The organism is Burkholderia sp. Bp9142, from assembly GCF_003853415.1.
GTDB lineage: Bacteria > Pseudomonadota > Gammaproteobacteria > Burkholderiales > Burkholderiaceae > Burkholderia.
Map to the genome: position 1 here is coordinate 62,498 of NZ_QTPP01000018.1, position 26,274 is coordinate 88,771.

The 26,274-nt window shown below is 67.4% G+C and carries 21 protein-coding genes and 1 tRNA gene; 12 read left to right on the forward strand and 10 right to left on the reverse strand.

Going from position 1 to position 26,274, the window contains the following annotated elements:
- The first annotated feature begins 368 nt into the window (after nt 1–368).
- The gene (locus tag DIE22_RS20555) at nt 369–2,888 is read left to right on the forward strand and encodes a penicillin-binding protein 1A (RefSeq protein WP_124500078.1); all 2,520 of its coding nucleotides are present in this window, start codon (nt 369–371) and stop codon (nt 2,886–2,888) included.
- 87 nt (nt 2,889–2,975) lie between these two features.
- Here the strand turns inward: DIE22_RS20555 and DIE22_RS20560 are convergent, their stop codons facing one another.
- The 4 genes from DIE22_RS20560 to mfd all read right to left on the reverse strand — a co-directional run bounded on the left by DIE22_RS20560 (nt 2,976) and on the right by mfd (nt 9,448).
- Nucleotides 2,976–3,404, reverse strand: a complete 429-nt coding sequence (locus DIE22_RS20560; protein WP_124605993.1) for a DUF3574 domain-containing protein — start codon at nt 3,402–3,404, stop codon at nt 2,976–2,978.
- Between the two features lie 175 nt (nt 3,405–3,579).
- Nucleotides 3,580–4,599 carry a threonine/serine dehydratase gene (locus DIE22_RS20565; RefSeq protein ID WP_124500080.1) on the reverse strand — a complete coding sequence of 340 codons (1,020 nt, stop codon included), beginning with the start codon at nt 4,597–4,599 and terminating at the stop codon, nt 3,580–3,582.
- 61 nt (nt 4,600–4,660) lie between these two features.
- Complete coding sequence (gene argE / locus DIE22_RS20570) at nt 4,661–5,881, reverse strand: acetylornithine deacetylase (RefSeq protein WP_124500081.1); 1,221 nt, start codon at nt 5,879–5,881, stop codon at nt 4,661–4,663.
- A gap of 96 nt (nt 5,882–5,977) precedes the next feature.
- Nucleotides 5,978–9,448: a transcription-repair coupling factor gene (mfd, locus tag DIE22_RS20575; RefSeq protein ID WP_124500082.1), complete on the reverse strand. Its 3,471-nt coding sequence runs from the start codon at nt 9,446–9,448 to the stop codon at nt 5,978–5,980.
- Nucleotides 9,449–9,556: 108 nt separating this feature from the next.
- Between mfd and ispD the strand changes: the two genes are divergently transcribed.
- The gene (ispD, locus tag DIE22_RS20580) at nt 9,557–10,267 is read left to right on the forward strand and encodes a 2-C-methyl-D-erythritol 4-phosphate cytidylyltransferase (protein ID WP_124500083.1); all 711 of its coding nucleotides are present in this window, start codon (nt 9,557–9,559) and stop codon (nt 10,265–10,267) included.
- A 29-nt stretch (nt 10,268–10,296) separates the two neighbouring features.
- Nucleotides 10,297–10,782 (forward strand): 2-C-methyl-D-erythritol 2,4-cyclodiphosphate synthase, encoded by a 486-nt coding sequence (ispF, locus tag DIE22_RS20585; protein WP_124500084.1) that lies wholly within the window; start codon nt 10,297–10,299, stop codon nt 10,780–10,782.
- Between the two features lie 158 nt (nt 10,783–10,940).
- On the opposite strand, the gene DIE22_RS20590 is transcribed toward ispF, so the two are convergent.
- The 4 genes from DIE22_RS20590 to ompR all read right to left on the reverse strand — a co-directional run bounded on the left by DIE22_RS20590 (nt 10,941) and on the right by ompR (nt 14,419).
- Nucleotides 10,941–11,468 carry a carboxymuconolactone decarboxylase family protein gene (locus DIE22_RS20590; RefSeq protein WP_006752031.1) on the reverse strand — a complete coding sequence of 176 codons (528 nt, stop codon included), beginning with the start codon at nt 11,466–11,468 and terminating at the stop codon, nt 10,941–10,943.
- A 76-nt stretch (nt 11,469–11,544) separates the two neighbouring features.
- Nucleotides 11,545–12,093, reverse strand: a complete 549-nt coding sequence (locus DIE22_RS20595; RefSeq protein WP_124500085.1) for a peroxiredoxin — start codon at nt 12,091–12,093, stop codon at nt 11,545–11,547.
- Between the two features lie 189 nt (nt 12,094–12,282).
- Nucleotides 12,283–13,644 (reverse strand): ATP-binding protein, encoded by a 1,362-nt coding sequence (locus DIE22_RS20600; protein ID WP_124500086.1) that lies wholly within the window; start codon nt 13,642–13,644, stop codon nt 12,283–12,285.
- A gap of 40 nt (nt 13,645–13,684) precedes the next feature.
- On the reverse strand, nt 13,685–14,419 hold the full coding sequence (gene ompR / locus DIE22_RS20605) for a two-component system response regulator OmpR (RefSeq protein WP_006478565.1): 735 nt from the start codon (nt 14,417–14,419) through the stop codon (nt 13,685–13,687).
- A gap of 258 nt (nt 14,420–14,677) precedes the next feature.
- Between ompR and DIE22_RS20615 the strand changes: the two genes are divergently transcribed.
- The 3 genes from DIE22_RS20615 to DIE22_RS20625 all read left to right on the forward strand — a co-directional run bounded on the left by DIE22_RS20615 (nt 14,678) and on the right by DIE22_RS20625 (nt 17,891).
- A complete protein-coding gene (locus tag DIE22_RS20615; protein WP_124500088.1) occupies nt 14,678–14,956 on the forward strand; it encodes a hypothetical protein in 279 nt (92 codons plus the stop codon).
- A gap of 141 nt (nt 14,957–15,097) precedes the next feature.
- Nucleotides 15,098–16,600, forward strand: coding sequence for a DUF1800 family protein (locus tag DIE22_RS20620; protein WP_124500089.1), 1,503 nt, complete (start codon nt 15,098–15,100; stop codon nt 16,598–16,600).
- A gap of 67 nt (nt 16,601–16,667) precedes the next feature.
- Entirely contained in the window at nt 16,668–17,891 is a 1,224-nt protein-coding gene (locus tag DIE22_RS20625; RefSeq protein ID WP_124500090.1) for a DUF1501 domain-containing protein, read from the forward strand.
- A 25-nt stretch (nt 17,892–17,916) separates the two neighbouring features.
- Here the strand turns inward: DIE22_RS20625 and hpnD are convergent, their stop codons facing one another.
- Entirely contained in the window at nt 17,917–18,750 is an 834-nt protein-coding gene (gene hpnD / locus DIE22_RS20630; protein ID WP_124500091.1) for a presqualene diphosphate synthase HpnD, read from the reverse strand.
- A 236-nt stretch (nt 18,751–18,986) separates the two neighbouring features.
- Here hpnD and DIE22_RS20635 point away from each other — a divergent pair.
- Nucleotides 18,987–19,073, forward strand: a tRNA-Leu gene (locus DIE22_RS20635).
- Between the two features lie 257 nt (nt 19,074–19,330).
- Here the strand turns inward: DIE22_RS20635 and DIE22_RS20640 are convergent.
- Complete coding sequence (locus DIE22_RS20640) at nt 19,331–19,663, reverse strand: hypothetical protein (protein WP_124500092.1); 333 nt, start codon at nt 19,661–19,663, stop codon at nt 19,331–19,333.
- A 239-nt stretch (nt 19,664–19,902) separates the two neighbouring features.
- Here DIE22_RS20640 and bcsD point away from each other — a divergent pair, with 239 nt between their 5' ends.
- Genes bcsD through bcsB form a run of 5 tightly spaced genes read left to right on the forward strand, consistent with a single transcriptional unit; the run spans nt 19,903 to nt 26,273 of the window.
- Complete coding sequence (gene bcsD, locus DIE22_RS20645) at nt 19,903–20,358, forward strand: cellulose biosynthesis protein BcsD (protein WP_124500112.1); 456 nt, start codon at nt 19,903–19,905, stop codon at nt 20,356–20,358.
- Between the two features lie 45 nt (nt 20,359–20,403).
- Nucleotides 20,404–20,823: a cellulose biosynthesis protein BcsP gene (bcsP, locus tag DIE22_RS20650; protein ID WP_124605994.1), complete on the forward strand. Its 420-nt coding sequence runs from the start codon at nt 20,404–20,406 to the stop codon at nt 20,821–20,823.
- Nucleotides 20,820–21,599 carry a cellulose biosynthesis protein BcsQ gene (gene bcsQ / locus DIE22_RS20655; protein ID WP_124500094.1) on the forward strand — a complete coding sequence of 260 codons (780 nt, stop codon included), beginning with the start codon at nt 20,820–20,822 and terminating at the stop codon, nt 21,597–21,599. Before bcsP ends, bcsQ begins: the two co-directional genes overlap by 4 nt.
- A complete protein-coding gene (gene bcsA, locus DIE22_RS20660; RefSeq protein ID WP_124500095.1) occupies nt 21,596–23,773 on the forward strand; it encodes a UDP-forming cellulose synthase catalytic subunit in 2,178 nt (725 codons plus the stop codon). Before bcsQ ends, bcsA begins: the two co-directional genes overlap by 4 nt.
- Nucleotides 23,774–23,789: 16 nt before the next feature.
- A complete protein-coding gene (gene bcsB, locus DIE22_RS20665) occupies nt 23,790–26,273 on the forward strand; it encodes a cellulose biosynthesis cyclic di-GMP-binding regulatory protein BcsB (RefSeq protein WP_124605995.1) in 2,484 nt (827 codons plus the stop codon).
- The last annotated feature ends 1 nt before the right edge of the window (nt 26,274 follow it).

Consider the following 26,274-nt stretch of genomic DNA (forward strand, 5'->3'; position numbering starts at 1 on the left):
GAGCCGGCGGATATTACACCGCCGGCCCCTTAAATACGGCTTAAGTGCCGGAGTTCAAGCGTCACGCGCGTCCAGCATTCGAACCTTTCGTGTTTGAAAGCCATGCGGCGGCACGCACCGGGCTGCGAGTCCATGATAGGCGGAGCATGCCGCCAATACGTTCCGCAATTCACGCTTGTGCGGGAATTTTTACAAAAAATCGCGAAGCCGATCGGTCGATTTCATTAAAATGCGCTGTCACGTCGCGGGAACGGATCGCCGCGCGGCGGGGTCTGTCGACGTGACAGTTGCCACGATGCACACACTCTGATTCATCCGCTTGCATTTCCGCATGCGTCCGAGGGCGCCACGCCGCCCGCCATTCCGACATGCCAATCATCAAACGACCGTCTTCTCCTTCCGACCGGAACGAACCCCACTACACGTTGCGCCGTTCGCCGTCGGGAGCCTATTACCCCGATGATGACGACCGCGGCGACGACCGCCGCGCGCAGCGCAGCGCAGGCGGGGGCGACGGCCGCCGCTCGTTCGGCTCGCGCGTCGCGCTGTGGTTCGTCGGGCTGTTCGCGACGCTCGCGATCGTCGGCGCGCTGATCGTCGGCTACGCACTCGTCGTGATGGCACCGCAACTGCCGTCGCTCGACGCGCTGACCAACTACCAGCCGAAGGTGCCGCTGCGCGTGTTCAGCGCCGATCACGTGCTGATCGGCGAGTTCGGCGAGGAGCGCCGCAGCCTCGTGCGCTTCCAGGACATTCCCGACGTGATGAAGAAGGCGGTGCTCGCGATCGAGGACTACCGCTTCTACGAACACGGCGGCGTCGATTTTCTCGGCATCCTGCGCGCGGGCGTCGCGGATCTGATGCACGGCGGCGCGCGCCAGGGCGCGAGCACGATCACGATGCAGGTCGCGCGCAACTTCTTCCTGTCGAGCGAGAAGACCTACACGCGCAAGATCTACGAGATGCTGCTCGCGTACAAGATCGAGAAGGCGCTGACGAAGGACCAGATTCTCGAGCTGTACATGAACCAGATCTACCTGGGCCAGCGCTCGTACGGCTTTGCCGCCGCTGCGCGCGTGTATTTCGGCAAGGACCTGAAGGACATCACGCTCGCGGAAGCCGCGATGCTCGCGGGGCTGCCGAAGGCGCCGTCCGCGTACAACCCGGTCGTCAATCCGAAGCGCGCGAAGGTCCGTCAGGAATACATCCTGAAGCGCATGCTCGAGATCGGCTACATCACGCAGCCGCAGTACGACCAGGCGGTGAAGGAGGAGATCCGCGTGCGCACGCCGGGCAACCAGTACGCGGTGCACGGCGAGTACGTCGCCGAGATGGTGCGGCAGATGATGTACCAGCAGTACAAGGACGAAACCTATACGCGCGGGCTGACCGTCACGACGACGATCAACTCGGCCGACCAGGAAGCGGCATACCAGGCGGTGCGCCGCGGCATTCTCGATTACGAGCGCCGCCACGGCTATCGCGGGCCGGAAGGCTCGATCAACCTGCCGGCGGCCGGCGACGAACGCGACGAGGCGATCGACGACGCGCTCGCCGATCACCCGGACAACGGCGACCTGCAGTCGGCGGTGGTGCTGTCGGCTTCGCCGAACGCGGTCGAGGTGCAGTTCGTCGGCGGCGCGACGACGACGATCGGCCCGGCCGGGCTGCGCTTCGTGTCGGCCGCGCTGAGCCCGCGCGCGAATGCGACGCTGCGCGTCAAGCCCGGCTCGATCGTGCGCGTGCTGAGGGACGGCAAGACGGGCTGGCAGGTCGTGCAGCTGCCGCAGGTCGAAGGCGCGCTCGTCGCGATCGCGCCGCAGGACGGCGCGATCCGCTCGCTCGTCGGCGGTTTCGACTTCAACAAGAGCAAGTTCAACCACGTGACGCAGGCGTGGCGCCAGCCGGGTTCGTCGTTCAAGCCGTTCATCTATTCCGCGTCGCTCGACAAGGGGCTCGGGCCGGCGACGATCATCAACGATGCGCCGCTGTACTTCCCGCCGAGCGTGCCGGGCGGCACCGCGTGGGAGCCGAAGGACGACGACCAGCCGGACGGCCCGATGTCGATGCGTACCGGCCTGCAGCGTTCGAAGAACCTCGTGTCGATCCGGATCCTCGCGTCGATCGGCACCCAGTATGCGCAGCAGTATGTGACGCAGCGCTTCGGCTTTGATCCGGCGAAGACACCGCCGTACCTGCCGATGGCGCTCGGTGCGGGGCTCGTGACCCCGCTGCAGCTCGCGACCGGCTATGCGGTGTTCGCGAACGGCGGCTACAAGGTCGATCCGTACCTGATCGCCGAAGTCGACGACGCGCGCGGCCAGCCGCTGCAGAAGTCGCAGCCGGTGGTGGCCGGCGGCACGGCGCCGCGCACGATCGAAGGCCGCAACGCGTACGTGATGAACAGCCTGCTGCACACGGTCGCGACGGCCGGCACGGGCGCGGGCACCAACGCGCTCGGCCGCGGCGACCTGCAGGGCAAGACGGGTACGACGAACGACGCGAAGGACGGCTGGTTCGCCGGCTACCAGCAGTCGCTCGTCGCGGTCGCGTGGATGGGCTTCGACCAGCCGAAGAGCCTCGGCAGCCGCGAATTCGGCGCGCAACTCGCGCTGCCGATCTGGGTGAACTACATGCGCACCGCGCTGAACGGCGTGCCCGAGCAGCAGATGCCGATGCCGGACGGCCTGACGACGGTCGACGGCGAGCTGTACTATGCCGATCGCACGCCGGGCAACGGCTTCGTCGGAAGCGTGGACATCAACCCGGCCGCGAATGCGATCAGCGCGAACGATGCACTCGGCTCGGCCGGCTCGGAGGGGCTCGCACCGCCGCCCGTCACGCAGCAGGAGAAGCGGCAGATCATGGACATGTTCGAGAACAAGTAAGCGATACGCGGATGTTTCGCATGCGACGGGCGCCTTCGGGCGCCCGTTCTTTTTGCGTGTCGTCGCGCGTGGGCCGCGCAGCGCGAATCAGAACGACGCGCAGGCCGGCACGAGGGTGATGCCGACCGAGTCCTGCCGGAAGCGCTCACGGTACGCATGCCGGATCGCGGCGAGCCGCGCGTGCGTGTCGGCGGTATCGTCGGCGACGATACGGACCACGAAGCTCGCTTCGCGGATGATCCGGCCGGTGGCGCGGTCGCGCCATTGGCCGTGGGTGTCCCAGTAGGTGAAGCCGTCCGGGAAGCGCGGCGTGACGACGTCGGCGAGGAAGGCCGAGCGTTCCGCATCCGTGACGGGGCCGCGTCCGGCGATATCACGCCCGAACAGCAGGTCGGCCTGCAGCATCCGGTGTGCGTCCGGCTGTGTGCAGGCCGCAGAAGCGTCGATGACGGGCGAGGGCGGTGCCGCGCAACCGGCGAGCAGGGCGATGGCGGCGGCGCCGATCACGTGCCGCATGCGACGCCGCCACGTCGCGGTACGTGCGCTCGGCGGCGGCATCTGCCTATTTCGCGTCCGGCGCCCTTCGCACACATAAAACGCTGCGCGCTCAACCACTTGCGTGTTTGTCCGGCGGGTTATCAACAGGGCTGTCAACATAAACTGGGGATAACCCTGAGTATCCTGCGTGGATTCAGTGATGCAGTGTCGCGTGCGCGAGATGCATGCCGAGCGTGGCGGGGTCGGTGTTCGTGCCGGACAGCAGCACGCCGACCCGCTTGCCCTGCAGCGTTTCGCGCAGCGGGCCGAGCAGCGCCGCGAGCGGCGCCGCGCAGGCCGGTTCGACCGACAGCTTCAGGTGCGAGAACAGGAACAGCATCGCCGCGCGCAGCGCGTCGTCGGACACCGTGACGATGCGCTCGAGGTGGCGCCGGCACAGCTGGTAGCTGTATTCCTCGGTGTGCGGCGCCATCAGCGAATCGGCGATCGTCTGCATCGCGCTCATCTTGATCGTGTGATTGGCCGCGAAGCTGCGGCTCATCGCGTCGGCGCCTTCCGGCTCGACGCCGTACACGCGCACACGCGGGTTCGCGAGCCGCAGCGCGGTCGCCATGCCGGCCGCGAGCCCGCCGCCGCCGATCGGCACGATCACCGCGTCGAGATCGGGCGTCTGCGTCGCCCATTCGTAGCCGAGCGTCGCGGTGCCGAGAATCGTGTGATAGCCGTTGAACGGATGGATGAAGAAGCGGCCTTCCTCGGCCTCGATCCGCCGCACGAGGTCGAACGCCTGCGACGCGCTGCCGGCGAGCACGACTTCCGCGCGGTACTGCTTGCACTGCGCGATGCGCGCGGGGCTCGCGGTATGGAACATCACGACCTTCGCGCTGCTGCCGAGCCGCATCGCCGCATACGCGACGGCCGCCGCATGATTGCCGGCCGACACACAGGTGACGCCGGCGTTCTTGCGCGCTTCATCGAGCGCCAGCAGGTGCGTGAACGCGCCGCGCGCCTTGAAGCTGCCGCTCGCCTGCAGCAGCTCGAACTTGAAGTTGACGTGCGTGCCCTCGAGGGACGGCAGGTCGGCGCGCTCGAACACAGGGGTGCGCGCGACCCACGGCGACAACGCGAAATGCTGCGCGGCGATTTCGTCGAGCGTCGGAATCGGCTCGCCGTCGATCGTCGTATGGGCAGTGCCCTGTTGTTCAGTCGACATGACGTGGCGGGTGGCGGGGGTGGGGGCCGGCCCGCACACGCAGGCCGGCGTGGCGGGGCAGTCAGTGTGCGTCGACCGACATGCTGCGGATGAACTTGCGCAGGAACTGCTCGCAGCCGGCGAGCTGCGCGAGCTCGACATACTCGTTCGGCTTGTGCGCCTGTTCGATGTTGCCGGGCCCGCAGACGATGCTCGGGATGCCCGCGCGTTCGAACAGGCCGGCTTCGGTGCCGTATGCGACCTTGCGCTTGTCCTGGTCGGCCGTCAGCGCGCGCACGAGCTGCGTGATCGCCGCCTGTTCGGTTGCGTCGAGGCCGGGCGCCGCGGCGATCTTCGAGAACTCGATCGCCGCGTTCGGATGTTCGCGACGCATCTGCGGCAGCAGCGTTTCCTGCGCATACGCTTCGATGCGCGTGAAGATCTGCTCGGGATCGAGCGTCGGCAGGTTGCGGAACTCGAAGTCGAACCGGCATTCGGCCGGCACCGTGTTGATCGCGTTGCCGCCCTGGATCGTGCTCGTCTGCGCGGTCGTGAACGGTACGTCATACAGCGCGTCGAACGGGCCTTCGGCGCGGAAGCGCTCGGCGATGTCGCGGATGTGGCAGATGAGGCGCGCCGCGTATTCGATCGCGTTCAGGCCCTTCGGGGTCAGCGACGAGTGCGCCGCGTGGCCGCGCACGCAGCAGCGGTACGCGTTGATGCCCTTGTGCGCGATGATCGGCCGCATGCTGGTCGGCTCGCCGACGATGCAGCCGGACGGCTGCACGCCGCGCTTGACGAGGTCGGCGATCATCAGCGGCGCGCCCGCGCAGCCGATTTCCTCGTCGTAGGACAGCGCGAAATGGATCGGCTTCGCGAGCCTGGCCGCCTGCATCTCGGGCAGCAGCGCGAGCGCGGTGCCGATGAAGCCCTTCATGTCGCAGGTGCCGCGGCCGTAAAGCCGGCCGTCGCGGATTTCCGGCGCGAACGGGTTGCTGTCCCACTGCTGGCCGTCGACCGGCACGACGTCGGTGTGCCCCGACAGCACGATGCCGCCGTTCGTCGAGCCGTCGTGCGCGGGCACGGTCGCGAACAGGTTGGCCCAGCCTTCGCGCGGATCGTGCGTGATCGTCGACGCGATGCCCTTCGCGGCAAGCGCGTCGCACACCGTTTCGATCAGGCCGAGGTTCGGCACGCGGCTTGTCGTGTCCATCGACACCAGCTGCTTGATCCAGGGCAGGCTGACGAGCGAAGCGTCGCCTTGGTCGGCGGCGGACGGCGCCGTCGCGTCGAGAGTGGACATGGCAAAACTCCGTCTGATGAATGGGAAAATCATACTCAAAAACGCGTCCGCCCGCCTTCTCCGGCCGCGATGCGGTGCAGCATCGCGGCCCTGCCGTCAGCGTGCGGCGCTCGCCGCGTCGGCGCGCGGCGCGAGCGCACGCAGCGTTTCCTTGATTGTCGACACGCGGATCGCGAGGTCGGGCGAGCGCGTCTCGATGCGCAGCTTGTCCTGGCCCGCGAGCTTGATGTGCCGATGCTTCTGCACCATCTCGATGATGCGCATCGGATCGATCGGCGGGTTCGGCTCGAATTGCAGCCCGATCGCGGCCTCGCTCGCATCGATCTTGACGATGCCGAGCGGTTTCGCGGCCAGCCGCAGCCGGTGCGTCTCGACGAGCGCGTGCGCCTGCGGCGGCAGCTTGCCGAAGCGGTCGATCAGCTCTTCGTGGATGCCGTCGATCGCGTCGCCGTGCTCGCAGTTCGCGAGACGCTTGTACAGCGACAGGCGCTCCTGCACGTCCGCGCAGTAGTCGGCCGGCAGGATCGCGGGCGCATGCAGGTTGATTTCCGTCGTCGCGGCGAGCGGGGCGGTGAGGTCGGGCTCCTTGCCGTTCTTCAGCGCCTTCACCGCGTCGTTCAGCATGTCGGTGTACAGCTGGAAGCCGATCTCGTGGATCTCGCCCGACTGCTTGTCGCCGAGCACCTCGCCGGTGCCGCGGATCTCGAGATCGTGCATCGCGAGATAGAAGCCCGAGCCGAGTTCCTCCATCTGCTGGATCGCCTCGAGCCGGCGCTGCGCCTGCTTGGTCAGCGACTGCGGATCGTGGACCAGCAGGTAGGCATACGCCTGGTGGTGCGAACGGCCGACGCGGCCGCGCAGCTGGTGAAGCTGCGCGAGGCCGAACTTGTCCGCGCGGTGCATGATGATCGTGTTCGCGCTCGGCACGTCGATGCCGGTCTCGATGATGGTCGTGCACAGCAGCACGTTCGCGCGCTGCGCGACGAAATCGCGCATCACGCGTTCGAGTTCGCGCTCGTGCATCTGGCCGTGCGCGATCACGATGCGCGCTTCGGGCACGAGTTCCTCGAGCATCGCCTTGCGGTTCTCGATCGTCTCGACCTCGTTGTGCAGGAAGTACACCTGGCCGCCGCGCTTCAGCTCGCGCAGCATCGCCTCGCGCATCACGCTTTCCTCCTCGCGGCGCACGAAGGTCTTGATCGCGAGCCGCTTCTGCGGCGCGGTTGCAATGACCGAGAAGTCGCGCAGCCCCTCGAGCGCCATCCCGAGCGTGCGCGGGATCGGCGTTGCGGTGAGCGTCAGCACGTCGACTTCCGCGCGCAGCGCCTTCAGCGCTTCCTTCTGGCGCACGCCGAAGCGGTGTTCCTCGTCGATGATCACCAGGCCGAGGCGCTTGAACTGCACGTCCGACGACAGCAGCTTGTGCGTGCCGATCACGATGTCGACGCTGCCTTCGTTGATCTGCGCGATCGCCGCGTTCACTTCCTTCGCGGTCTTGAAGCGCGACAGCTCGACGATGCGCACCGGCCAGTCCGCGAAGCGGTCGGCGAAGGTTTGCGTGTGCTGCTCGGCGAGCAGCGTGGTCGGCGACAGCAGCGCGACCTGCTTGCCGCCCAGCACCGCGATGAACGCGGCGCGCAGCGCGACCTCGGTCTTGCCGAAGCCGACGTCGCCGCACACGAGGCGGTCCATCGGCTTGCCGCTCGTCATGTCGCCGATCACGGCCGCGATCGCCGCGGCCTGGTCGGGCGTTTCCTCGAAGCCGAAGCTCTCCGCGAACTTCACGTAGTCGCGCGGGTCGAGCGAGAACGCATGGCCTTCGCGGGCCGCGCGGCGCGCATACAGGTTCAGCAGCTCGGCGGCCGTGTCGCGGATCTGCTGCGCGGCCTTGCGCTTCGCGCGCTCCCACTGGCCCGAGCCGAGCGCGTGCAGCGGGGCGCTGTCGGGGTCGGCGCCGCTATAGCGCGAGATCACGTGCAATTGCGCGACGGGCACGTAGAGCTTGCTGTCGCCCGCGTATTCGAGATGCAGGAATTCGGTCTCGCCTTCGCCGAGATCCATCGACACGAGACCCATGTAGCGGCCGATGCCGTGCTGCGCGTGGACGATCGGATCGCCGACCTTCAGCTCGGACAGGTCGCGCACCATCGCGTCGACGTTGCTCGCCTGTTCCTGGCGGCGGCGCCCCGCGCGGCGGCCGAGCGCGCCGTACAGCTCGGTCTCGGTGACGATCGCGTAGCCTTCGCCCGGCACCGCGAAGCCGCTCGCGAGCGGCGCGACGCCGAGTGCGAACGGCGCTTCGCTTTCGAGCCAGCCCGCGAAGTGGTCGTTCGACGCGGGGCGCAGGTGATGCTCGGCGAGCAGCTGCAGGATCGTTTCGCGGCGGCCGGCCGATTCGACCGTCAGCAGCACGCGCTTGCCCGACGATTCGACGAACGTGCGCAGCGCGGCGAGCGGATCGTCGGCATGGCGATCGACCGTGAGTTCGGGCAGGCCCGTGGCCCAGCCGCCGGCCGGCTGGGCGGGCAGCACGACGCGTGCGAACGGCTTCGCGAACGCGAAGAAATCCTCGTCGGACAGGAACAGGCGCTGCGGCTCGAGGATCGGCCGCTCACGGTCGTGCGCGAGGAACGCATGGCGCTGCTTCGTATCGGCCGTGAAGCGGCGGATCGATGTGTCGAGATCGCCGGCGAACACGAGGTGCGCGTCCTGCGGCAGGTAGTGGAACAGCGTGGCCGTCTCGTCGAAGAACAGCGGCAGGTAATACTCGATGCCGGCCGACGGCACGCCGTTGCCGATGTCCTTGTAGATCGGCGCGCGGCTCGGGTCGCCTTCGAAGGTCTCGCGCCAGCGGCTGCGGAAGGCCGTGCGCGCGGCTTCGTCGAACGGAAACTCGCGGCCGGGCAGGAGACGCACGTCGCGCACCGGGTAGAGGCTGCGCTGCGTATCGGGATCGAACGCGCGGATCGAGTCGACCTGGTCGTCGAACAGGTCGATCCGGTACGGCAGCGGCGAGCCCATCGGGTACAGGTCGATCAGCGAGCCGCGCACGCAGTATTCGCCGGGCCGCACCACCTGGCTCACGTGCTCGTAGCCGGCCAGCGTGAGCTGCGCCTTCAGCTTCGCCTCGTCGAGCCGCTCGCCCTGCGCGAACGCGAAGGTGTACGCGGCCATGAACGACGCGGGCGGCATCCGGTACAGCGCGGTGGTCGCGGGCACCAGCAGGATGTCGCAGCGGCCCTCGCCGAGGTCGTGCAGCGTCGCGAGGCGCTCGGAGACGAGATCCTGGTGCGGCGAGAACGTGTCGTACGGCAGCGTTTCCCAGTCCGGCAGCAGGCGCACGCGCGCATCGGGCGAGAAGTAGCGGAGTTCGTGCGACAGCCGCTGCGCGTCGACCGCGTTCGCGCAGATCACCGCAAGGAGCGGGACGGCGCCGCGGTTGTCGGCGAGATAGCGGGCGATGGCGAGTGCGTCGGCGGAGCCGTGCGCGCCGTCGAAGGCGAACCGCTGGCCCGGTTTGACGCGGGCGACGGGCGAGGCGAACGGGGTGGAAGCGTTGTCTGGCATAGGGACGGCAGGGGTGGCGGGCACGGGCGCGGCGCGGTGCGCCGGTCGAGACGAAAGACCTATTATAAAATCCGCTTCTCGATTTCATCTTTCCGGCGTTTCCCTTTCGTGACTCCCCGACTTTTCGCCCTGATTCCTTGCGCCGGCACGGGCAGCCGCTCCGGTTCGGCCGTGCCGAAGCAATACCGCACGCTGGCCGGCCGCGCGCTCCTGCATTACACGCTCGCCGCGTTCGATGCGTGCAGCGAATTCGCGCAGACGCTCGTCGTCCTCGCGCCCGACGACACGCACTTCGACGCGCGCCGCTTCGCGGGCCTGCGCTTCGCGGTGCGCCGCTGCGGCGGCGGCTCGCGGCAGGCGTCGGTGCTGAACGGGCTGCTGGAGCTGGCCGAATTCGGTGCGACCGACCAGGACTGGGTGCTCGTGCACGACGCCGCGCGCCCCGGCATCACGCCGGCGCTGATCCGCACGCTGGTCGCGACGCTGAAGGACGACCCGGTCGGCGGCATCGTCGCGCTGCCGGTGGCCGATACGCTCAAGCGCGTGCCGGCCGGCGGCGACGCGATCGCGCGCACCGAGTCGCGCGACGCGCTGTGGCAGGCGCAGACGCCGCAGATGTTCCGCATCGGCATGCTGCGCGACGCGATCCTGCGCGCGCAGCGCGAAGGGCACGACCTGACCGACGAGGCCAGCGCGATCGAATGGGCCGGCCACACGCCGCGCGTCGTGCAGGGCAGCCTGCGCAACTTCAAGGTCACGTACCCGGAAGATTTCGCGCTCGCGGAAGCAATTCTCGCGCGCCCCGCGCACGCTTCCTGACTTTCACCTCATCTCAAACCGGATTACGCATGGACTTCAGAATCGGACAAGGCTACGACGTGCACCAGCTCGTCCCGGGGCGCCCCCTCATCATCGGCGGCGTGACGATTCCGTACGAGCGCGGCCTGCTCGGCCACTCGGACGCGGACGTGCTGCTGCACGCGATCACCGACGCGCTGTTCGGCGCGGCGGCGCTCGGCGACATCGGCCGCCATTTCTCCGACACCGACGCGGCGTTCAAGGGTGCGGACAGCCGCGTGCTGCTGCGCGAGTGCGTCGCCCGCGTGAAGGCGGCCGGCTTCACGATCCAGAACGTCGACAGCACCGTGATCGCGCAGGCGCCGAAGCTCGCGCCGCATATCGACGGGATGCGCGCGAACATCGCGGCCGACCTCGGGCTGCCGCTCGAGCGCGTGAACGTGAAGGCGAAGACCAACGAGAAGCTCGGCTACCTCGGCCGCGGCGAGGGCATCGAGGCGCAGGCCGCCGCTCTGCTGGTGAAGCTGGGCGCGTGAGCGCCTGATGCCGCTGGTGCCGGGTTGACGCCGGTCCGAAGCGGCGCGCAGGTTGTGCCGCCGGAATGAAAAATGCCACGCGCTTGCGTGGCATTTTCATTTTGCGGCCCGGTTCGGCGCGCATGGCCGCCGCACCGTGCTGCGGCTTGCGCGACCGCTTATTCGCCTTCGGCGGCGATCACCTGCGCGGCGGCGTTGATCACCGACGCGATGCGGCCGACGTCGCGCAACTGCGTCGTCGTCATCCCTTGCTCGTTCTTCAGCAGCGCATAGTGCGACTTCACGCAGAAGTGGCACTTGCCGACGATCGACGCGGCGAGCGCGTACATCTCGAAGCGGCGCTTGTCGACGCCGCCGTGCGACGCGTACGCGCCCATCCGCAGCTCGGCGCGCTGCGTCTTCAGGTCGGCGTCGTCGGCCATCTCGACATACGGATACCAGGTGTTGTTCATCCCCATCAGCGCGGCCGCCGTCAGCACGGCATTCGTCTCTTCGGGCGACAGCACGCCGGCTTCGCGGATCGTCTTCACGAGCACGGTGCTTTTCGCCGCGACCGCCGCCGCCAGCGCGACGCCAACCGCATCGTTGCCTTCGAGCGACGAGCGCGAGATCGTGCCGTCGAGGTTCAGGCGAATGTCCTTCGCGTAGTCGGGGATACGCGCCTTAATCGAATCGATGAATTCCATTGATATCTCCTATGGGTTGGCCGTTAAAAAAGCCCGCAGGCAGGACGTGCGCCGCGGGCTTCGTGCATCGATGCGCTTACAGCGTTGCGCCGCCGACTGCACGGTTGCACGGGCACAGTTCGTCCGTTTGCAGGCCGTCCAGAATACGCAGGACTTCTTCCGGGCTGCGGCCGACGTTCAGGTTGTTCACCGAAACGTGCTGGATCGTGTTGTCCGGATCGACGATGAACGTCGCGCGCAGGGCCACGCCGGCTTCCTTGTCGCGCACGCCGAGCTGGTCGATCAGCTCGCCCTTGACGTCGCCGAACGAGTAGTGGTTCAGCTTGTTCAGGTCCTTGTGCTCACGGCGCCATGCGAGCTTCACGAATTCGTTGTCCGAGCTGCCGCCGAGCAGGATGGCGTCACGCTCTTCGAACTGCCCCGTCAGCTTCGCGAACTCGACGATTTCCGTCGGGCACACGAACGTGAAATCCTTCGGATAGAAGTAGATGATCTTCCACTTGCCCGGGAACGATGCTTCGGTGACGGTCTCGAACGCCGACTGGCCGTTTTCCTCGTGATTGTTGAAGCCCGGCTTCGCGGCTACGACGGTGAATGCTTCGAGTTTATCGCCCACGGTTTTCATGCGGATACTCCTGTGTGAGTTGGGAAGAAGACTGAGTCAAGCTACCTCGGTGCTGCAACGCTGATGTGACAGCATGCCGACGACTATAACACTATTAACAAGGCGCTTCAATAGATTTTAACTAACGATCCTCATAGTTTTTTTCAACCGGACCGATAGTGTGATGCGCAAGAAGCGTGCACGAACGCGTCACGCCGCCGCACGCGCCTTGCCGGCGCCAGGGAATTCGAGCGTGACTTCGAGGCCTGCTTCGGGGTTGCGGTTACGCAGGCGCAGCGCGCCGCGATAGCGGCCGACGAGGCGCAGCACGATCGCCATGCCGAGCCCCGTGCCGTCCGCCTTGGTGCGCGCCGTGTCGACGCGGTAGAACGGGCGCATCACGAGCGGCAGCTGGTCCTCGGGGATGCCGGGACCCTCGTCGCTCACCGACAGTTCGACGCGCGCGTGCGTCACGCGCGTCTCGAGCGTGATGCGCGATACGCCGTCCTGGCGGCTCTGGCCGTATTTGCGCGCGTTCTCGACGAGGTTGCCGATCACGCGGCGCATGTCGGTTTCGTCGGCTTCGATCACGGCGCTCGGCGCGAGCCGCGTGCGGATCTCGACGCCGTCCTCGCCGGACACGCGCGCGGCGACTTCCTGTGCGATCGACGACAGGTCGACCGGCTCCGGCTTGCGTTGCGACGGGCGCGCGTAATCGATGAAGGCCGCGATGATGCGGTCCATCTGCTCGATGTCGTCAACCATCGCATCCTTGGTCGCCTGGTCCGACGGGCTCATCTCGGTCTCGAGCCGCAGCCGCGCGAGCGGCGTGCGCAGGTCGTGCGAGATGCCCGCGAGCATCAGCGCGCGATCGGCCTCGAGCTGTTCGAGGTCGCGCACCATCTGGTTGAAGCTGCGGTTGGTATCGGCCGCGACGCCCATCCCGCGCTCGGGCAGCGGGTCGGGCGCCTGGCCGGAACCGACCTGGCGCGCGGCGAGCGCGAGCCGCGTGAACGGCCGGTTCACGAGGCTCGTGATGAACGCCGAGCCGAACAGCGACAGCGCGAGCGCGAACAGGCCCCAGCCAGCCCACTGCAGGCCGGTGACGTTGTCGAGCTGGTCGCGGTCGAGCGCGACCCAGTAATCGTCGTCGTCGATCTTGAAGCTGATCCACACGCCGGGGATGTCGTTGACCGACTGCGCGATCACGGTATCGTCGCCGAGACGGCTGCGGATGTCATGTTCGATCAGGCGGTTCAGCGATTCGTCGGGCTGCAGCTTGAATTTGTCGGTTTTCTCGCGCGGGTAGACGCGCACGCCCTCGTTGCTCTCGAGATCCTGCAGCAGCGCGCGCCGCAAATCGGGATCGGAATAGAGCAGGGCGGTGCGCGTGAGCTTCACGACCGCGACGAGCTGGAGCGCGACGCGTTGCGCGCGCGGCTCGCGCTCGATCACGCGAAAGCTCTGGAACCACGCGGCGAGACTGACCGAGATCAGCAGCGCGATCAGCAGGAAGGTGCGCCAGAACAGCCCGCCGAACGCGAGCTGCAGGAGGCGCCGGTCGATACGCATGGGGCGGGCCGTGGACGGGCGAAACCGGAAAGGAAAAAGATCAGGCAGCGCCGTCCGGAATGAACACGTAGCCGAGGCCCCAGACGGTCTGGATGAAGCGCGGGCTGCCCGGATCCGGTTCGATCAGCTTGCGCAGACGCGAGATCTGCACGTCGAGGCTGCGGTCGAACACTTCGTATTCACGACCGCGCGCGAGCTCCATCAGCTTCTCGCGCGACAGCGGCTGGCGCGGATGACGCGCGAACACCTTCAGCACCGAGAATTCGCCGGTCGTCAGCGGAATTTCCTGGCCCGACTTCGTCAGCGTGCGCGTCGCGAGGTTCAGCGAGAACTCGCCGAACTCGAACACCTCGGTGGTTTCCGACGGCGCGCCCGGCAGTTCGGCCGGCGCCTGGCGGCGCAGGACCGCGTGAATGCGCGCGACGAGCTCGCGCGGGTTGAACGGTTTCGGCAGGTAGTCGTCGGCGCCCATCTCGAGGCCGACGATGCGATCGACATCCTCGCCCTTCGCGGTGAGCATGATGATCGGCGTGCGGTCGTTGCTGCCGCGCAGGCGGCGGCAGATCGACAGGCCGTCTTCGCCCGGCAGCATCAGGTCGAGCACGAGCAGGTCGAAGCGCTCGCGCACCCAGAGCTTGTTCATCGCGGTCGCGTTCTCCGCGACGTAGACGTTGAAACCCTGCTCGCCGAGATAGCGGCGCAGCAGATCGCGCAGGCGCGGGTCGTCGTCGACGACGAGAATCTTGGAGGGGTTTTTCGTTTCCATGATCGGCATCTTATCGCGAATGGGAAATCACGCACGGTCGCGTATTTTCGCGCGTTACAGTCCGTTACAAAATTTACTCGTAGTGTCGCGCGGAGTAAAGGCAGGCTATAGAGATTCCTTTACTCGAAGCCGAAATTCGGTAGATACTCCCCTGCACTCCATCTTTCATCTTTGTACACCCGAATTCCGCAGGGTTTTTCAAGTACCAGAGGTAACCGGTTGCCGCGTGACGAAGGGAACAAATCGACCAGAGAAGCGAGGACGGTCATGCGATCTGCCCGGATTGCACTGATGCTGACGATCGCACTTGCCGGTCCATATGCGTCGAACTTCGCGTATGCGCAGCGCCCCGAGCAGGGCGCCTCGTCGCGCAAGCTGCAGCGCGGTAAAGCGCCGCAGTCCGACCGCGCCGCCGACATGGCGGTCCGTTCCGCCGTGCCTCCCGATCTCGAACAGCACCGCCGCGACGGGCACATGACGCCCGAGGAGCGCCACCTGTTGCGCCAGCACATCGAGGACGCCGTCCGCGAGCTGTACAAGCGCTGACGTGTGCCGTGTTCGCACTGCGCGGAACACGCCGCGCGGAAAAGATTCGTAGCACTTTTTCCGTCAACTTTCGGTCAACTTTTGCCTGCCGATTGCCGTTGAACCGGCATCCGCACCGCCGGTGCGTTCCGGGAGTCCACGATGAAAGCGAACGCTGCCGCCCCGGCATCGCCCGCGATGCAGGCGCCACTCGACGCCGACGATGCGCTGTTCTTCCTGAGCCGTACCGGCTTTTCTCCCGCACCGGCCGAGGTCGCCCGCATCGTCGGCATGACGCGTGCGCAAGTCGTCGCCGATACGCTCGGCAACGTGCGCCGCGAGCCCGTGACGGCGTGGCCCGACTGGCTCGCCGAGTTGCCGCCGACGCGCGCGCAGCGTCAGGCGCTGACGCCGGACATGCGGCGCGACGAGCAGCGCGAACGCAATCGCCGCTACGATGCGTTGCGCGCGGCGTGGGTCAACGAGATGGTCGCGACGCCGTCGCCGCTCACCGAGCGCATGACGCTGTTCTGGCACGGGCACTTCACGTCCGGGCAGGACAAGGTTCCGTACCCCCAGACGATGGCCGCGCAGAATGCGCTGTTTCGCCGCGAGGCGCTCGGCAACTTCGGCGCGCTGCTGCATGCGGTCGCGAAGGATCCTGCGATGCTCCAGTATCTCGACGGCGCCAGCAACCGCAAGGGGCGTCCGAACGAGAATTTCGCGCGCGAGGCGATGGAGCTGTTCACGCTCGGCGAAGGGCATTACACGCAGCACGACGTGACCGAAGCCGCGCGCGCGATGACCGGCTGGAGCGTCGATCCCGATACGCTGCGCTTCGCGGTGCGGCCCGAATGGCACGACGCGGGCGACAAGACGATACTCGGCGAGACCGGCGCGTTCGACGGCGACGGGTTTCTCGACATCCTGCTGAAGCGGCCCGACACCGCGCGCTTCATCGCGGGCAGGCTGTGGCGCGAGTTCGTGGCCGATACGCCCGAGGTTGGCGCGCTCGATGTCGTGGCCGAACGGTTTCGCGCGAGCGGCTACGACATCCGCGCGGCGCTCGCCGCGCTATGGTCGACCGACGCGTTCTGGGACCCGCGCAATCGCGGTGTGCTCGTCAAGTCGCCGGCCGAGTTCGTCGTCGGGTCGGTGCGGCTGTTCGACGTCGCGTACGGCGATCCGCAGACGCTCGCGGACACCGTGCGCACGCTCGGGCAGAACCTGTTCTATCCGCCGAACGTGAAGGGCTGGCCGGGCGGCGCGATGTGGATCAACAGCACCACGCTGCTCGCGCGCAAGCAGTTCGTCGAGCAGTTGTTCCGCGCGACCGAGACGGCCGGCATGCGTGCACCCGCGCATGCGATGGCGGCGCCGTCGCCGAATGCCCGTGCGCATGCGATGCCGGTTGCGGACACCGCGTCCGGTGCGGGCTTGCCCGGCGCGAAGGGCAAGCCCGCGCGCGGCGGCCTGCGATTCGACCTCGAACGCTGGCTCGCGCAGTATCGTGCGCGGCCGCAGGCGATCGCCGGATTGTCGACCGAGCTTCAACTGCAGCACGCGGTGCTGCCGGTGTCGCCGGTCGCGGCGATCGATACGGACTCGACCGGCAGCGCGTATCTCGAGGCGCTGTTGATGGATCCGGCCTATCAACTGAAATGACTGAAACAACGACGAACAGGCGCGCTGCAGCGGTGGCCATGCCGCACGGCGAACCGAAGGATGCACGATGAACCGACGTGATTTTCTGACGCTGACGGGCGCCGCGGCCGCGGCGGGCGTGTCGTTGTGGCAGCCGCCCGTGCAGGCGGCGATAGCGATGGCCGCGGCGGAGCGGCGGCCGGAGGCCGGCTATGCGAACGTGTTGATCCTGGTCGAGCTGAAGGGCGGCAACGACGGCCTCAACACGGTGGTGCCGTATGCGGATCCGCTCTACTACCCGTTCCGCCGCAGCATCGGCATCAAGCGCGACCAGGTGCTGCAGCTCGATGCGCATACGGGGCTGCACCCGTCGCTCGCGCCGCTGATGCCGCTGTGGCGCGACGGGCAGGTCGCGATCGTGCAGGGCGTCGGCTATCCGCAGCCGAACCTGTCGCATTTCCGTTCGATCGAGATCTGGGATACCGCGTCACGCTCGGACCAGTACCTGCACGAAGGCTGGCTCACGCGCACGTTCGCGCAGGCGCCGGTGCCGCCCGGTTTCGCGGCAGACGGCGTCGTGCTCGGCAGCGCGGAGATGGGGCCGCTCGCGAACGGCGCGCGCGCGATCGCGCTCGTCAATCCCGCGCAGTTCATCCGCGCGGCGCGGCTGGCCGAGCCGTCGTCGCTGCGCGAACGGAATCCGGCGCTCGCGCACATCATCGACGTCGAGAACGACATCGTGAAGGCGGCCGACCGGCTGCGCCCGCGCGGCGGGATGCGCGAGTTCAGGACGGCCTTTCCGGCTGGTACGTTCGGGACGTCGGTGAAGACCGCGATGCAGGTGCTCGCGGCATGCGAAGCGTCGGGGCCCGGCGCGCAGGACGGCGTCGCGGTGCTGCGGCTCACGCTCAACGGGTTCGACACGCACCAGAACCAGCCGGGACAGCAGGCTGCGCTGCTCAAGCAGTTCGCGGAAGGGATGAGTGCGATGCGCGGCGCGCTGATCGAGCTCGGACGCTGGAACCAGACGCTCGTGATGACGTATGCGGAATTCGGGCGGCGCGTGCGCGAGAACCAGAGCAACGGCACCGATCACGGCACCGCCGCGCCGCATTTCGTGATGGGCGGCCGCGTGGCCGGCGGGTTGTACGGTGCGGCGCCCGCGCTCGGGCACCTGGATGGCAACGGCAACCTGCCGGTCGCGATCGACTTTCGCCAGCTTTATGCGACCGTGCTCGGGCCGTGGTGGGGGCTCGATGCGACACACGTGCTGCAGCAGCGCTTCGACACGCTGCCGCTGCTGAAGGCGTGATGTCGGACGCGCGTTGCGCTGCGGGTCAGCGGCGGCGGGCGGCGCGCCACGCGATCCACAGCTTGCGGATCGGCGTCAGCGCGATGCGCTGGTGCAGCACCTGGTAGCCGTCGCGCTCGATTTCGTCGAGCAGCGCGCCGGCCAGTGCGATCTGCGCACGCAGCGTGCGCTGCGCGCGGCGCTCGGGTCCGGGGATCGCCGCTTCGGCGGCGGCGAGCGCTTCGCGCGCGCGGGCCGTCTGAAACTGCAGCAGTTCGGTGAAGGCCGGGCTGTAGCGGCGGTTCAGCAGGTCGGCCGCGGTCACGTTGTAGCGTTGCAGTTCGTCGATCGGCAGATAGATGCGGCCGTGACGCGCATCGTTGCCGAGCTCCTGCACGAATTGCGCGAGCATCAGCGCGCGGCCGGCATCCGCGGCCCACGGCTGCGGGTCGGCCGGGTTCGCGGCGCTCGCGCGCGCGACCAGCGACGCGAAGGTGCCGCCGACCTGCGCGATGTAGCGCTGCAGGTTCGTGAAATCCAGGTAGCGCGCCTGTTCGAGATCCATCCCGTAACCGTTGACGAGCGTGCGCAGCGCGTCTTCTTCGGTCGCGATCGCCGGGTGATGCCGCGCGAGCGCCTTCGTGACCGGGTGCGACGGTTCGCCGGCGGCGAGCGCCGCGAGTTCCTTGTGCCACCACGCGAGCTTCGTATGTCCGACGGTCGGATCGCTGGTTTCCTTCACGGTTTCCTCGAGTTCGCGGCGCAGCGCGAACAGGGCGGTCAGGCGCGGTTCGGCCGCGAGCGGCGCCTGGCGCAGCGCATAGTAGACGCTGGAGCCCGCGGGGGCGGCCTTTTGCTGACAATAGTCGTCGAAGTTCACGGGTGGGATCGTGGCGGAGGCGGGTTCGGGAGCGCGCGCCGGCGCGTGGCCGGCACGTCGAGCGCGGCATTCTAGCACCGCTGTCCGGCGTGCGCCGGCGGGGCGAGACAATGCTGCGCAGATCGGGTAGAATCTCGCGCTCGCCTGATCGGGTGTGCCGGTTTTCGGGCCGGCATGAAGCCCCGGCGCGTGGAGCACGCATCTTGCGTGCCGCGCGGTCAGGCGACGGACAATACGCGTGAGTGGCGAAATTGGTAGACGCACCAGGTTTAGGTCCTGACGCCCGCAAGGGTGTGCCGGTTCGAGTCCGGCCTCACGCACCACCAAAGAAAAAGGTCACGTACCGCAAGGTGCGTGGCCTTTTTGCCTTTGGCAGAGACGATGCCGCGAGCGCCAATGTCGGAGCCGCCTCGGCCGGCGTGTCGCCGGCGTTCCCCGCGACTTGCTTTTTGACGCTCGCTTTCGGTGCAGCGCTCAGGTCGTCGACATACGCACTGAAGTCGCGGTCCTGGTCAAACCGTGCGGTTAGCCGCTGCTCCACCAGTTCACCACGCTAGAAGCTTTCACCGTACACCGAGAGCTAGAAGCTGCGGTACTGCTCGATGGCAGTGCGCGTGCTCTCGTTGAAGGGCAAGTTAACGCGTGCGGACGGGGCAACGACCGTGAGCTTCTTGAGAGCCGCCATGAGAAGGCTCAGGGCATTGAGTACGTTGTTTGCAGCGCACTCGTCGTTGCGTTGTATTGCGTATAGCGCCCCCGAAAAAACTGCCTCCCCCTTCACGGATTCCCGCTCACGGGCACGATTGGCGCTCGAACCGTCACCATTGGCGGAATCCACGAACTTCAACAGAATCTTCGCCCGGCCGCGCCGGATACGGCGCCTTGCCATCGTTTCATGCGTCACGTCGCGCACGAACGCGGCCTGATATCAGGTTGCCGGTTCGCTGACGATCGCGTTCGGCGACCGCCGGGGCCGCTCCCGCCAACTGTCGGTTATGTCCGATAGTTTGGCGTTTTTCGGCTAGGTATCGAACTCCATTCGACTCCCCGGATTCGATACGATGCGCAAAAACGCTGTTGCCAAGATGTCCGCACGCGAAACGCACGATGCGGTCACGGCGACACTTGTCTTTCACCGGGGATCCGTCGTCCATGCAGGGAATGTTGGAGCATCTTCTCGAGCGCCAGGTGTCGCACCAATGGCGCGGATTCCTGGAGGCACTGGCCGGCGAATTCACCGATCAGCTCGATCGAGACGAGTTGAGGCAGTTGATGGCACGCGTCGGCATGCGCTTTGCGGCTGCGCATCCGCTTGGCCCCTGCGCGTCGACGGACGATCTCACGGATGCATTGAACGCGCGCTGGCGCGACATGCAGTGGGGTTATGCCGAACTGTCCGACGAACACGAATTCCTGCGCATCGTCCATTACGCCGCGCCGTTGCGCGCGCTCGGCAATGACCATCTCGCGTGGTCCTCGGCCTTTTTGCAAGGCGCGTATCAGGGCTGGTTCGACAGCGTCGGCGCGACCGGTCTGCGCGTGGTGCAGGACATTGCGCCGCCGGACGACTCGCGAATCGAACTGCGCGTTGCGCGGGCACGGAACTGAGCGGCCCGGTCGACCGGAATTTCCGCGATAACAAATGGGCACGTTATGTCGACCTCACGGGATATCGAATCGTTGTTCAAGCGTTTTGGCGGTGATGCCGGACGCTATCAGGAAGTACGTGCCGAGGCGGATGCCGAAGCGGCGCGCGCGCGCTGGCCGTTGCTCGACGGCGTCGAACTGCGCGAGAGCGATCCGCATGGGCAACCGGACTCGGGGGCGCCGGACAACGGGCAGAGCCTGAGCAATATCGTGATGACGGACCCGCATTCGGCGCTTGCGCCGGATGCCGATAGACGAGATCACCCCCCGGGCCCGCTGAAGGAACTGGTCGGCAGACCGGCGGCATCGGACAGTGCGCGCACGCAAGGGCCGTCGGAGCCGCTGGTCCGGTTGTTCGAGCGGCTGCGAACCGGGGCGACGGGCGAGGGGCCCAAGAAGCCGTCGCTGTGGACGGGCCGTTCATGAAGATTGTCGCGATTGCCTCGGCAAAGGGCGGCGTCGGAAAGACGACGCTGGCGGCGAACCTCGCGGCCGTGATGGCGGCGTCGCGGCGGCGGCGCGTGAGCGTGGTGGATCTCGATCCGCAGAATGCGCTGAAGCTGCATTTCGGCGTGCCGCTCGAGATGACCGAAGGGCTCGCCGACGCCGCGCTGAACGGGCTGAGCTGGCCGGCCGCGGTCGTCGACGGGATCACGGTCATGCCGTTCGGCGTGGTAAGCGAAACGGATCAGCGTCGCTTCGAGCGACTGCTGGACCGCGATCCGTCGTGGCTCGCGCGCGGGCTCGCGGCGCTCGGGCTCGGCGACGACGACATCGTGATCCTCGATACGCCGCCGGGCACCTCGGTCTACATGCGTGCCGCGCTGACGGCCGCGCATTTCGTGCTCAATGTCGTGCTTGCCGATGCGGCATCGTACGCGTCGATCCCGCAGATGCGGCGGATGCTCGACGCCTATGCCGCGACTCGTGCGGATTTCGTGGGCGACGGCTATGTGGTCAATCAGGTCGATCAGTCTCGCGAACTGGGCCGCGATGTGCTGCGCGTGCTGTGCGACAGCCTCGGCGCGGCACGGTTCGGCGGCGTGATCCACGCGGATGAAGGGGTCGCGGAATCGCTCGCGTGCCGGACCACCGTGAATCGCTACGATCCGCGTTCGCAGGCGGCTGCCGATCTGAACGCGTGCGGCGCGTGGCTCGAGCGCGCGCTCGAGCGGCGTGACACTGCGCGGAGCGTCGCTTGAGCGCCCGCGGGGAGGCTGCGCAACCCTCGGCGGTCGATCGGTTCGTTGACGCGCTGCCCGGGAGCGGCTGGTTCGTCGTGCTGCCGGTGGCGGCATGCGCACTGCTGGCGCTGTACTTCGTATGTACCGTGCCGCTCGACAATATCGGGCAACTCGTGTTCGCCACCTGCTGCATCGCCTGTTCGCTGGTGGTCCGGCGCCTGGGCGGCCGCTACGCGACGCTCGTCATGATCGTGCTGTCGGTGGCGGCCACCGGCCGGTACATGTACTGGAGGCTGTCCGACACCCTGGTGTGGCTGCATCCGCTCGACGCGGTGTGGGGCACGCTGCTCGTGGCTGCCGAAGTCTATGCGGCGGCGGTGCTGCTCCTCGGCTACTTCCAGACCGCGTGGCCGCTCGGGCGCAAGCCGTTGCCGTTGCCTGCGTCGCGCGCGCATTGGCCGAGCGTCGACGTGTTCATTCCGACGTACAACGAACCGTTGAGCGTCGTCAAGCCGACCATCTATGCCGCGCTCGCGCTGGATTACCCGGCCGACAAGCTGTCGATCCACGTGCTGGACGACGGGCGTCGCCCGGAATTCCGTGCGTTTTGCGAATCGGTCGGCGTGCGCTGGACGACCCGCGATCACAATCGCCATGCGAAGGCCGGCAACCTCAACGAAGCGTTGAAGATCACCGACGGGGAATACGTCGCGATCTTCGATTGCGATCATGTGCCGACGCGATCGTTCCTGCAGATTGGTCTCGGCTGGTTCATTCGGGATCCCAAGCTATCCATGCTCCAGACGCCGCATCATTTCTTTTCGCCGGACCCGTTCGAGAGAAACCTCGGCATTTTCAGGGAGGTGCCGAACGAAGGCGAATTGTTCTATGGGCTGGTGCAGGACGGCAACGATCTCTGGAACGCGACGTTTTTCTGCGGGTCGTGCGCGCTGCTGCGCCGCTCGATGGTGGAGGAGATCGGCGGCATCGCGACGGAGACGGTGACCGAGGACGCGCACACCGCGCTCAAGCTGCATCGCCGCGGCTATACGACCGCCTATCTTGCGATACCGCAGGCGGCGGGGCTCGCCACCGAGAGCCTGACCGGACACATTGGCCAGCGGATCCGCTGGGCGCGCGGCATGACGCAGATATTCCGCATCGACAACCCGTTGTTCGGGCGCGGGCTGACGCTGGGCCAGCGGCTCTGCTACCTGAACGCGATGATGCATTTTTTCTACGGCATCCCGCGGCTCGTGTTCCTGACCGCGCCGTTGTCGTTCCTGTTCTTCGACGCGCACGTGATCCATGCTTCCGCGACGACGCTGGCACTCTATGCGCTGCCACACGTCGTACACGCGAACGTGACGAACTCGCGGATGCAGAGCCGGTTCCGGCATTCGTTCTGGGCCGAAGTGTACGAGGCCGTGCTGGCGTCGTACATCGCGTTGCCGACGTTGCTCGCGCTGGTCAATCCGCGGCTGGGCAAGTTCAACGTGACGGCCAAGGGCGGGAAAATCGACCGCGGCTACTTCGATTGGGCCGTGTCGAAACCGTACCTGATCCTGGTGATCCTGAACGTGATCGGCCTCGCGATAGGCGCCCTGAACCTGTCGCTCAACCGCCACGTCGGCAGCGAAGTCCAGACGACGGCGTTCAACCTGGCGTGGACGACCTACAACATCCTGATTCTGGGCCTCGCCGTCGCGGCGGCGAACGAACGCCGGCAGGTACGCATTTCTCATCGCGTCGCGGCACGCATTCCGGTCATGCTGCGCTTTGGGAACGGCCGGACACTGGCATGCGAAACGCGTGACTACTCGGAGGGCGGCATCGGCGTGGCAGTCCCCGACGATGCGCGCATTCCGGGCGGCGAAGCGGTGACGGTGTCGCTGTTTCGCGGTGCCGACGAGTACGCATTTCCCGCGACGATCGAATATGTCGAACCAGGACGTGCCGGCGTCCGGTTCGAGAGCCTGTCGCAACAGCAAGAGTTCGATCTCGTCAGTTCGACTTTTGCACGCGCGGACGCATGGATCGACTGGACGGACGGCCGCCGGCCCGATTCGCCGCCGCGTGCGTTCCTGCATCTCGCGAAGGTCGGCGTGCACGGCTTCTTTCGCGTGACCGCACGCCTGTATGCGGACATGCGCATGCTCGGGCGCGGCGGTCGAAACAACGACAAAAATTAACGTGATGGCGGAAAGAATGACGTGGGCGTCGCGACAGCGCGGCAGCACGCACCGCGAGGCGTGCATTTCGCAGGGCGCGGTTGCCGCGGTTTCTGCTCGTGTCGGCTGGGATGCGCGCGTGCCGCGCAGGATGCTGTCAGTCCTGCTCTGGGCCATCGCGAGCGGCATCGCATCGGGCAACGGGGCATCGGCCACCGAGATGCAGGCGCCGGGCACGGTGCGGGCGGCGGATGGCGCGATGTCGTCGGGCGACGTGGCGCCGCCGTCGCCGGCCGTTCCCGTCGGGCTCGCCACGGCGCGGCCGACGCTGCTCGCCGAGCCGGTTCCGGCGGCCGACGCCGAGCGCCGCCGCTCCGGCGGGCTGCCGACCACGGCCGAACCCGGCGCGCGCGTGCCCGGCGGCCGGCGCCAGGCACTGACGTTCGCGGCTCTCGGGGCGCGCGATCCCCTGCAGTTGCGGGGCACGGACGGCCAGAACGGCATCGCGTTCTCGGTCCGTCGCGACGAGGTCGTCACGGGCGCGACGCTGCATCTGATCTACAGCTACTCGCCCGCGCTGCTGCCGGATCTGTCGCAGCTCAAGGTGCTCGTCAACGGCGAAGTGGCGGCGACGCTGCCGCTGCCGGCCGCTCAAGGCGGGATGACGGTTGCACGCGACGTGTTGATCGATCCGCGCTTCGTCACCGAATACAACCATCTCAATGTTCAGCTGATCGGTCATTACACGAACGGTTGCGAGAATCCAGCCAGCTCCTCGCTGTGGGCAACGGTGAGCAACGCGAGCCGGCTCGACCTGACCTATGCGGCGCTGCCCGAACGGCCGGAGCTTGGCGTCCTGCCCGCGCCGTTCTTCGATTCGCGGGACGTACGGCGGCTCGAACTGCCTTTCGTATTCGCCGCGCGACCGCCGCGGGAGACGCTGGAAGCGGCGGGCATCGTCGCTTCGTGGTTCGGCGCGCTGGCCGCGTATCGCGGCGCGCGGTTTCCGGCCCGGCCCGGCGGCCTGCCCGAATCGGGCAACGCAGTGGTGTTCGCGACGGCCGACGATCGTCTGGACGGCGTGACGGTGCCGGCAATCGACGGACCGACGCTGGCCATCGCCGAGCGGCAGGCGCCTGCCCAGGGTCAGCTCTTGCTGGTGCTCGGTCGAACGCCGGGCGAAGTGAAGGTTGCCGCGCTTGCGCTCGCGCTCGGCAGCAAGACGCTAGCGGGCACGCATGCCACGGTGAGCCGACCCGCGAACGTCGCGCCGCGCGTGCCGTACGACGCGCCGAACTGGCTGCCGTCGACCCGCCCGGTGCGGATCGGTGAGCTGCTCGAGGGACGTGCGCTCAGCGTGTCCGGATACGACGCGGGCGCCGTTCGGATCGACTTGCGCGTGGCCCCCGATCTGTTCACGTGGAATACGCGCGGCGCGCCGATCGACCTGCGTTATCGATACACGCCGACGCTGCGCGCGGACCGTTCGTCGCTCAACCTGAGCGTCGGCGACGCGTTCGTGAAGGCGCTGCCGATCCCGGCGGGGGAAACATCCCGCTGGAGCGTGAGTCGCTTCCTGCCATTCGTCGGTAGCGGTATCGACCGCGCGACGCTCCACGTGCCGCCGCTGCTGCTCACGCCGCGCACGCAATTGCAGCTGCACTTCTTCTACGAGATCCCGGATCTGGGCAAATGCACGGGGCGGCTGCTGCAGAACGTCGCGGGTTCGATCGATCCGGACTCGACGATCGATGTGTCGTCGTTTCCGCACTACAAGGCGCTGCCCGACCTCGCCGCGTTCGCAAACAGCGGTTTTCCGTTCACGCGGATGGCCGACCTGTCGGACACGGCCGTCGTGCTTCCGGCCGAGCCGACCCCGGACGTCTACGGCCTGTACCTGCTCGCGATGGGCCGCATGGGCGTGTCGACGGGCTATCCGGTCAGCGGTGTGACGGTGACGGACGCCGGCGGCGTCGGTGCGTTCGCGTCCAAGGACCTGCTGATTCTCGGTGCGCCCGATACCCAGCCTCTGCTGACCCGCTGGGCGGCGCGCATGCCGTTCGGCACGGATCAGGACCGCGGCATCTTCGGCCGCGCCGAGGCGGCGCAGTCGCCTGGCGCCGAGCGTGAGCGCGTGCGGGCCGGCCTCTCGATCGTCTCGGACGGCACGAGCGCGCTGATGGCCGGATTCGAGTCGCCGTTGCGCAAGACGCGCAGCGCCGTCGCGTTGATCAGCGCGACTGGGCATGCGGACGAGGTGCTCGGCCGCGCACTGCTCGACGACGACATGCTCACGTCGATCCAGGGCGCGATGGTCGTGATTCGCGATCGCACCGTCTCGGTAACGTCGGACGCAACGTCGTACCACGTCGGTGCGCTGCCGCCAATCACGTACCTGCGCTGGGTCCTGTCGGAGCGTCCGCTGCTGCTTGCGCTGTTCAGCGTGCTGGCAGCGTTTGTCGCGGCGGCGCTCTTCTATCGTTTGCTGCGTGGGCGTGCGGCGCGCCGGCTGAAGGAGTGAC

Excerpts from the sequence above, each read along its gene's own strand:
- DIE22_RS20555 (WP_124500078.1), top strand. The coding sequence starts at position 369 with ATGCCAATCATCAAACGACCGTCTTCTCCTTCCGACCGGAACGAACCC.
- DIE22_RS20560 (WP_124605993.1), bottom strand. The coding sequence starts at position 3,404 with ATGCGGCACGTGATCGGCGCCGCCGCCATCGCCCTGCTCGCCGGTTGC.
- DIE22_RS20565 (WP_124500080.1), bottom strand. The coding sequence starts at position 4,599 with ATGTCGACTGAACAACAGGGCACTGCCCATACGACGATCGACGGCGAG.
- argE (WP_124500081.1), bottom strand. The coding sequence starts at position 5,881 with ATGTCCACTCTCGACGCGACGGCGCCGTCCGCCGCCGACCAAGGCGAC.
- mfd (WP_124500082.1), bottom strand. The coding sequence starts at position 9,448 with ATGCCAGACAACGCTTCCACCCCGTTCGCCTCGCCCGTCGCCCGCGTC.
- ispF (WP_124500084.1), top strand. The coding sequence starts at position 10,297 with ATGGACTTCAGAATCGGACAAGGCTACGACGTGCACCAGCTCGTCCCG.
- DIE22_RS20590 (WP_006752031.1), bottom strand. The coding sequence starts at position 11,468 with ATGGAATTCATCGATTCGATTAAGGCGCGTATCCCCGACTACGCGAAG.
- DIE22_RS20595 (WP_124500085.1), bottom strand. The coding sequence starts at position 12,093 with ATGAAAACCGTGGGCGATAAACTCGAAGCATTCACCGTCGTAGCCGCG.
- DIE22_RS20600 (WP_124500086.1), bottom strand. The coding sequence starts at position 13,644 with ATGCGTATCGACCGGCGCCTCCTGCAGCTCGCGTTCGGCGGGCTGTTC.
- ompR (WP_006478565.1), bottom strand. The coding sequence starts at position 14,419 with ATGCCGATCATGGAAACGAAAAACCCCTCCAAGATTCTCGTCGTCGAC.
- DIE22_RS20615 (WP_124500088.1), top strand. The coding sequence starts at position 14,678 with ATGCGATCTGCCCGGATTGCACTGATGCTGACGATCGCACTTGCCGGT.
- DIE22_RS20620 (WP_124500089.1), top strand. The coding sequence starts at position 15,098 with ATGAAAGCGAACGCTGCCGCCCCGGCATCGCCCGCGATGCAGGCGCCA.
- DIE22_RS20625 (WP_124500090.1), top strand. The coding sequence starts at position 16,668 with ATGAACCGACGTGATTTTCTGACGCTGACGGGCGCCGCGGCCGCGGCG.
- bcsD (WP_124500112.1), top strand. The coding sequence starts at position 19,903 with ATGCAGGGAATGTTGGAGCATCTTCTCGAGCGCCAGGTGTCGCACCAA.
- bcsP (WP_124605994.1), top strand. The coding sequence starts at position 20,404 with ATGTCGACCTCACGGGATATCGAATCGTTGTTCAAGCGTTTTGGCGGT.
- bcsQ (WP_124500094.1), top strand. The coding sequence starts at position 20,820 with ATGAAGATTGTCGCGATTGCCTCGGCAAAGGGCGGCGTCGGAAAGACG.
- bcsB (WP_124605995.1), top strand. The coding sequence starts at position 23,790 with ATGACGTGGGCGTCGCGACAGCGCGGCAGCACGCACCGCGAGGCGTGC.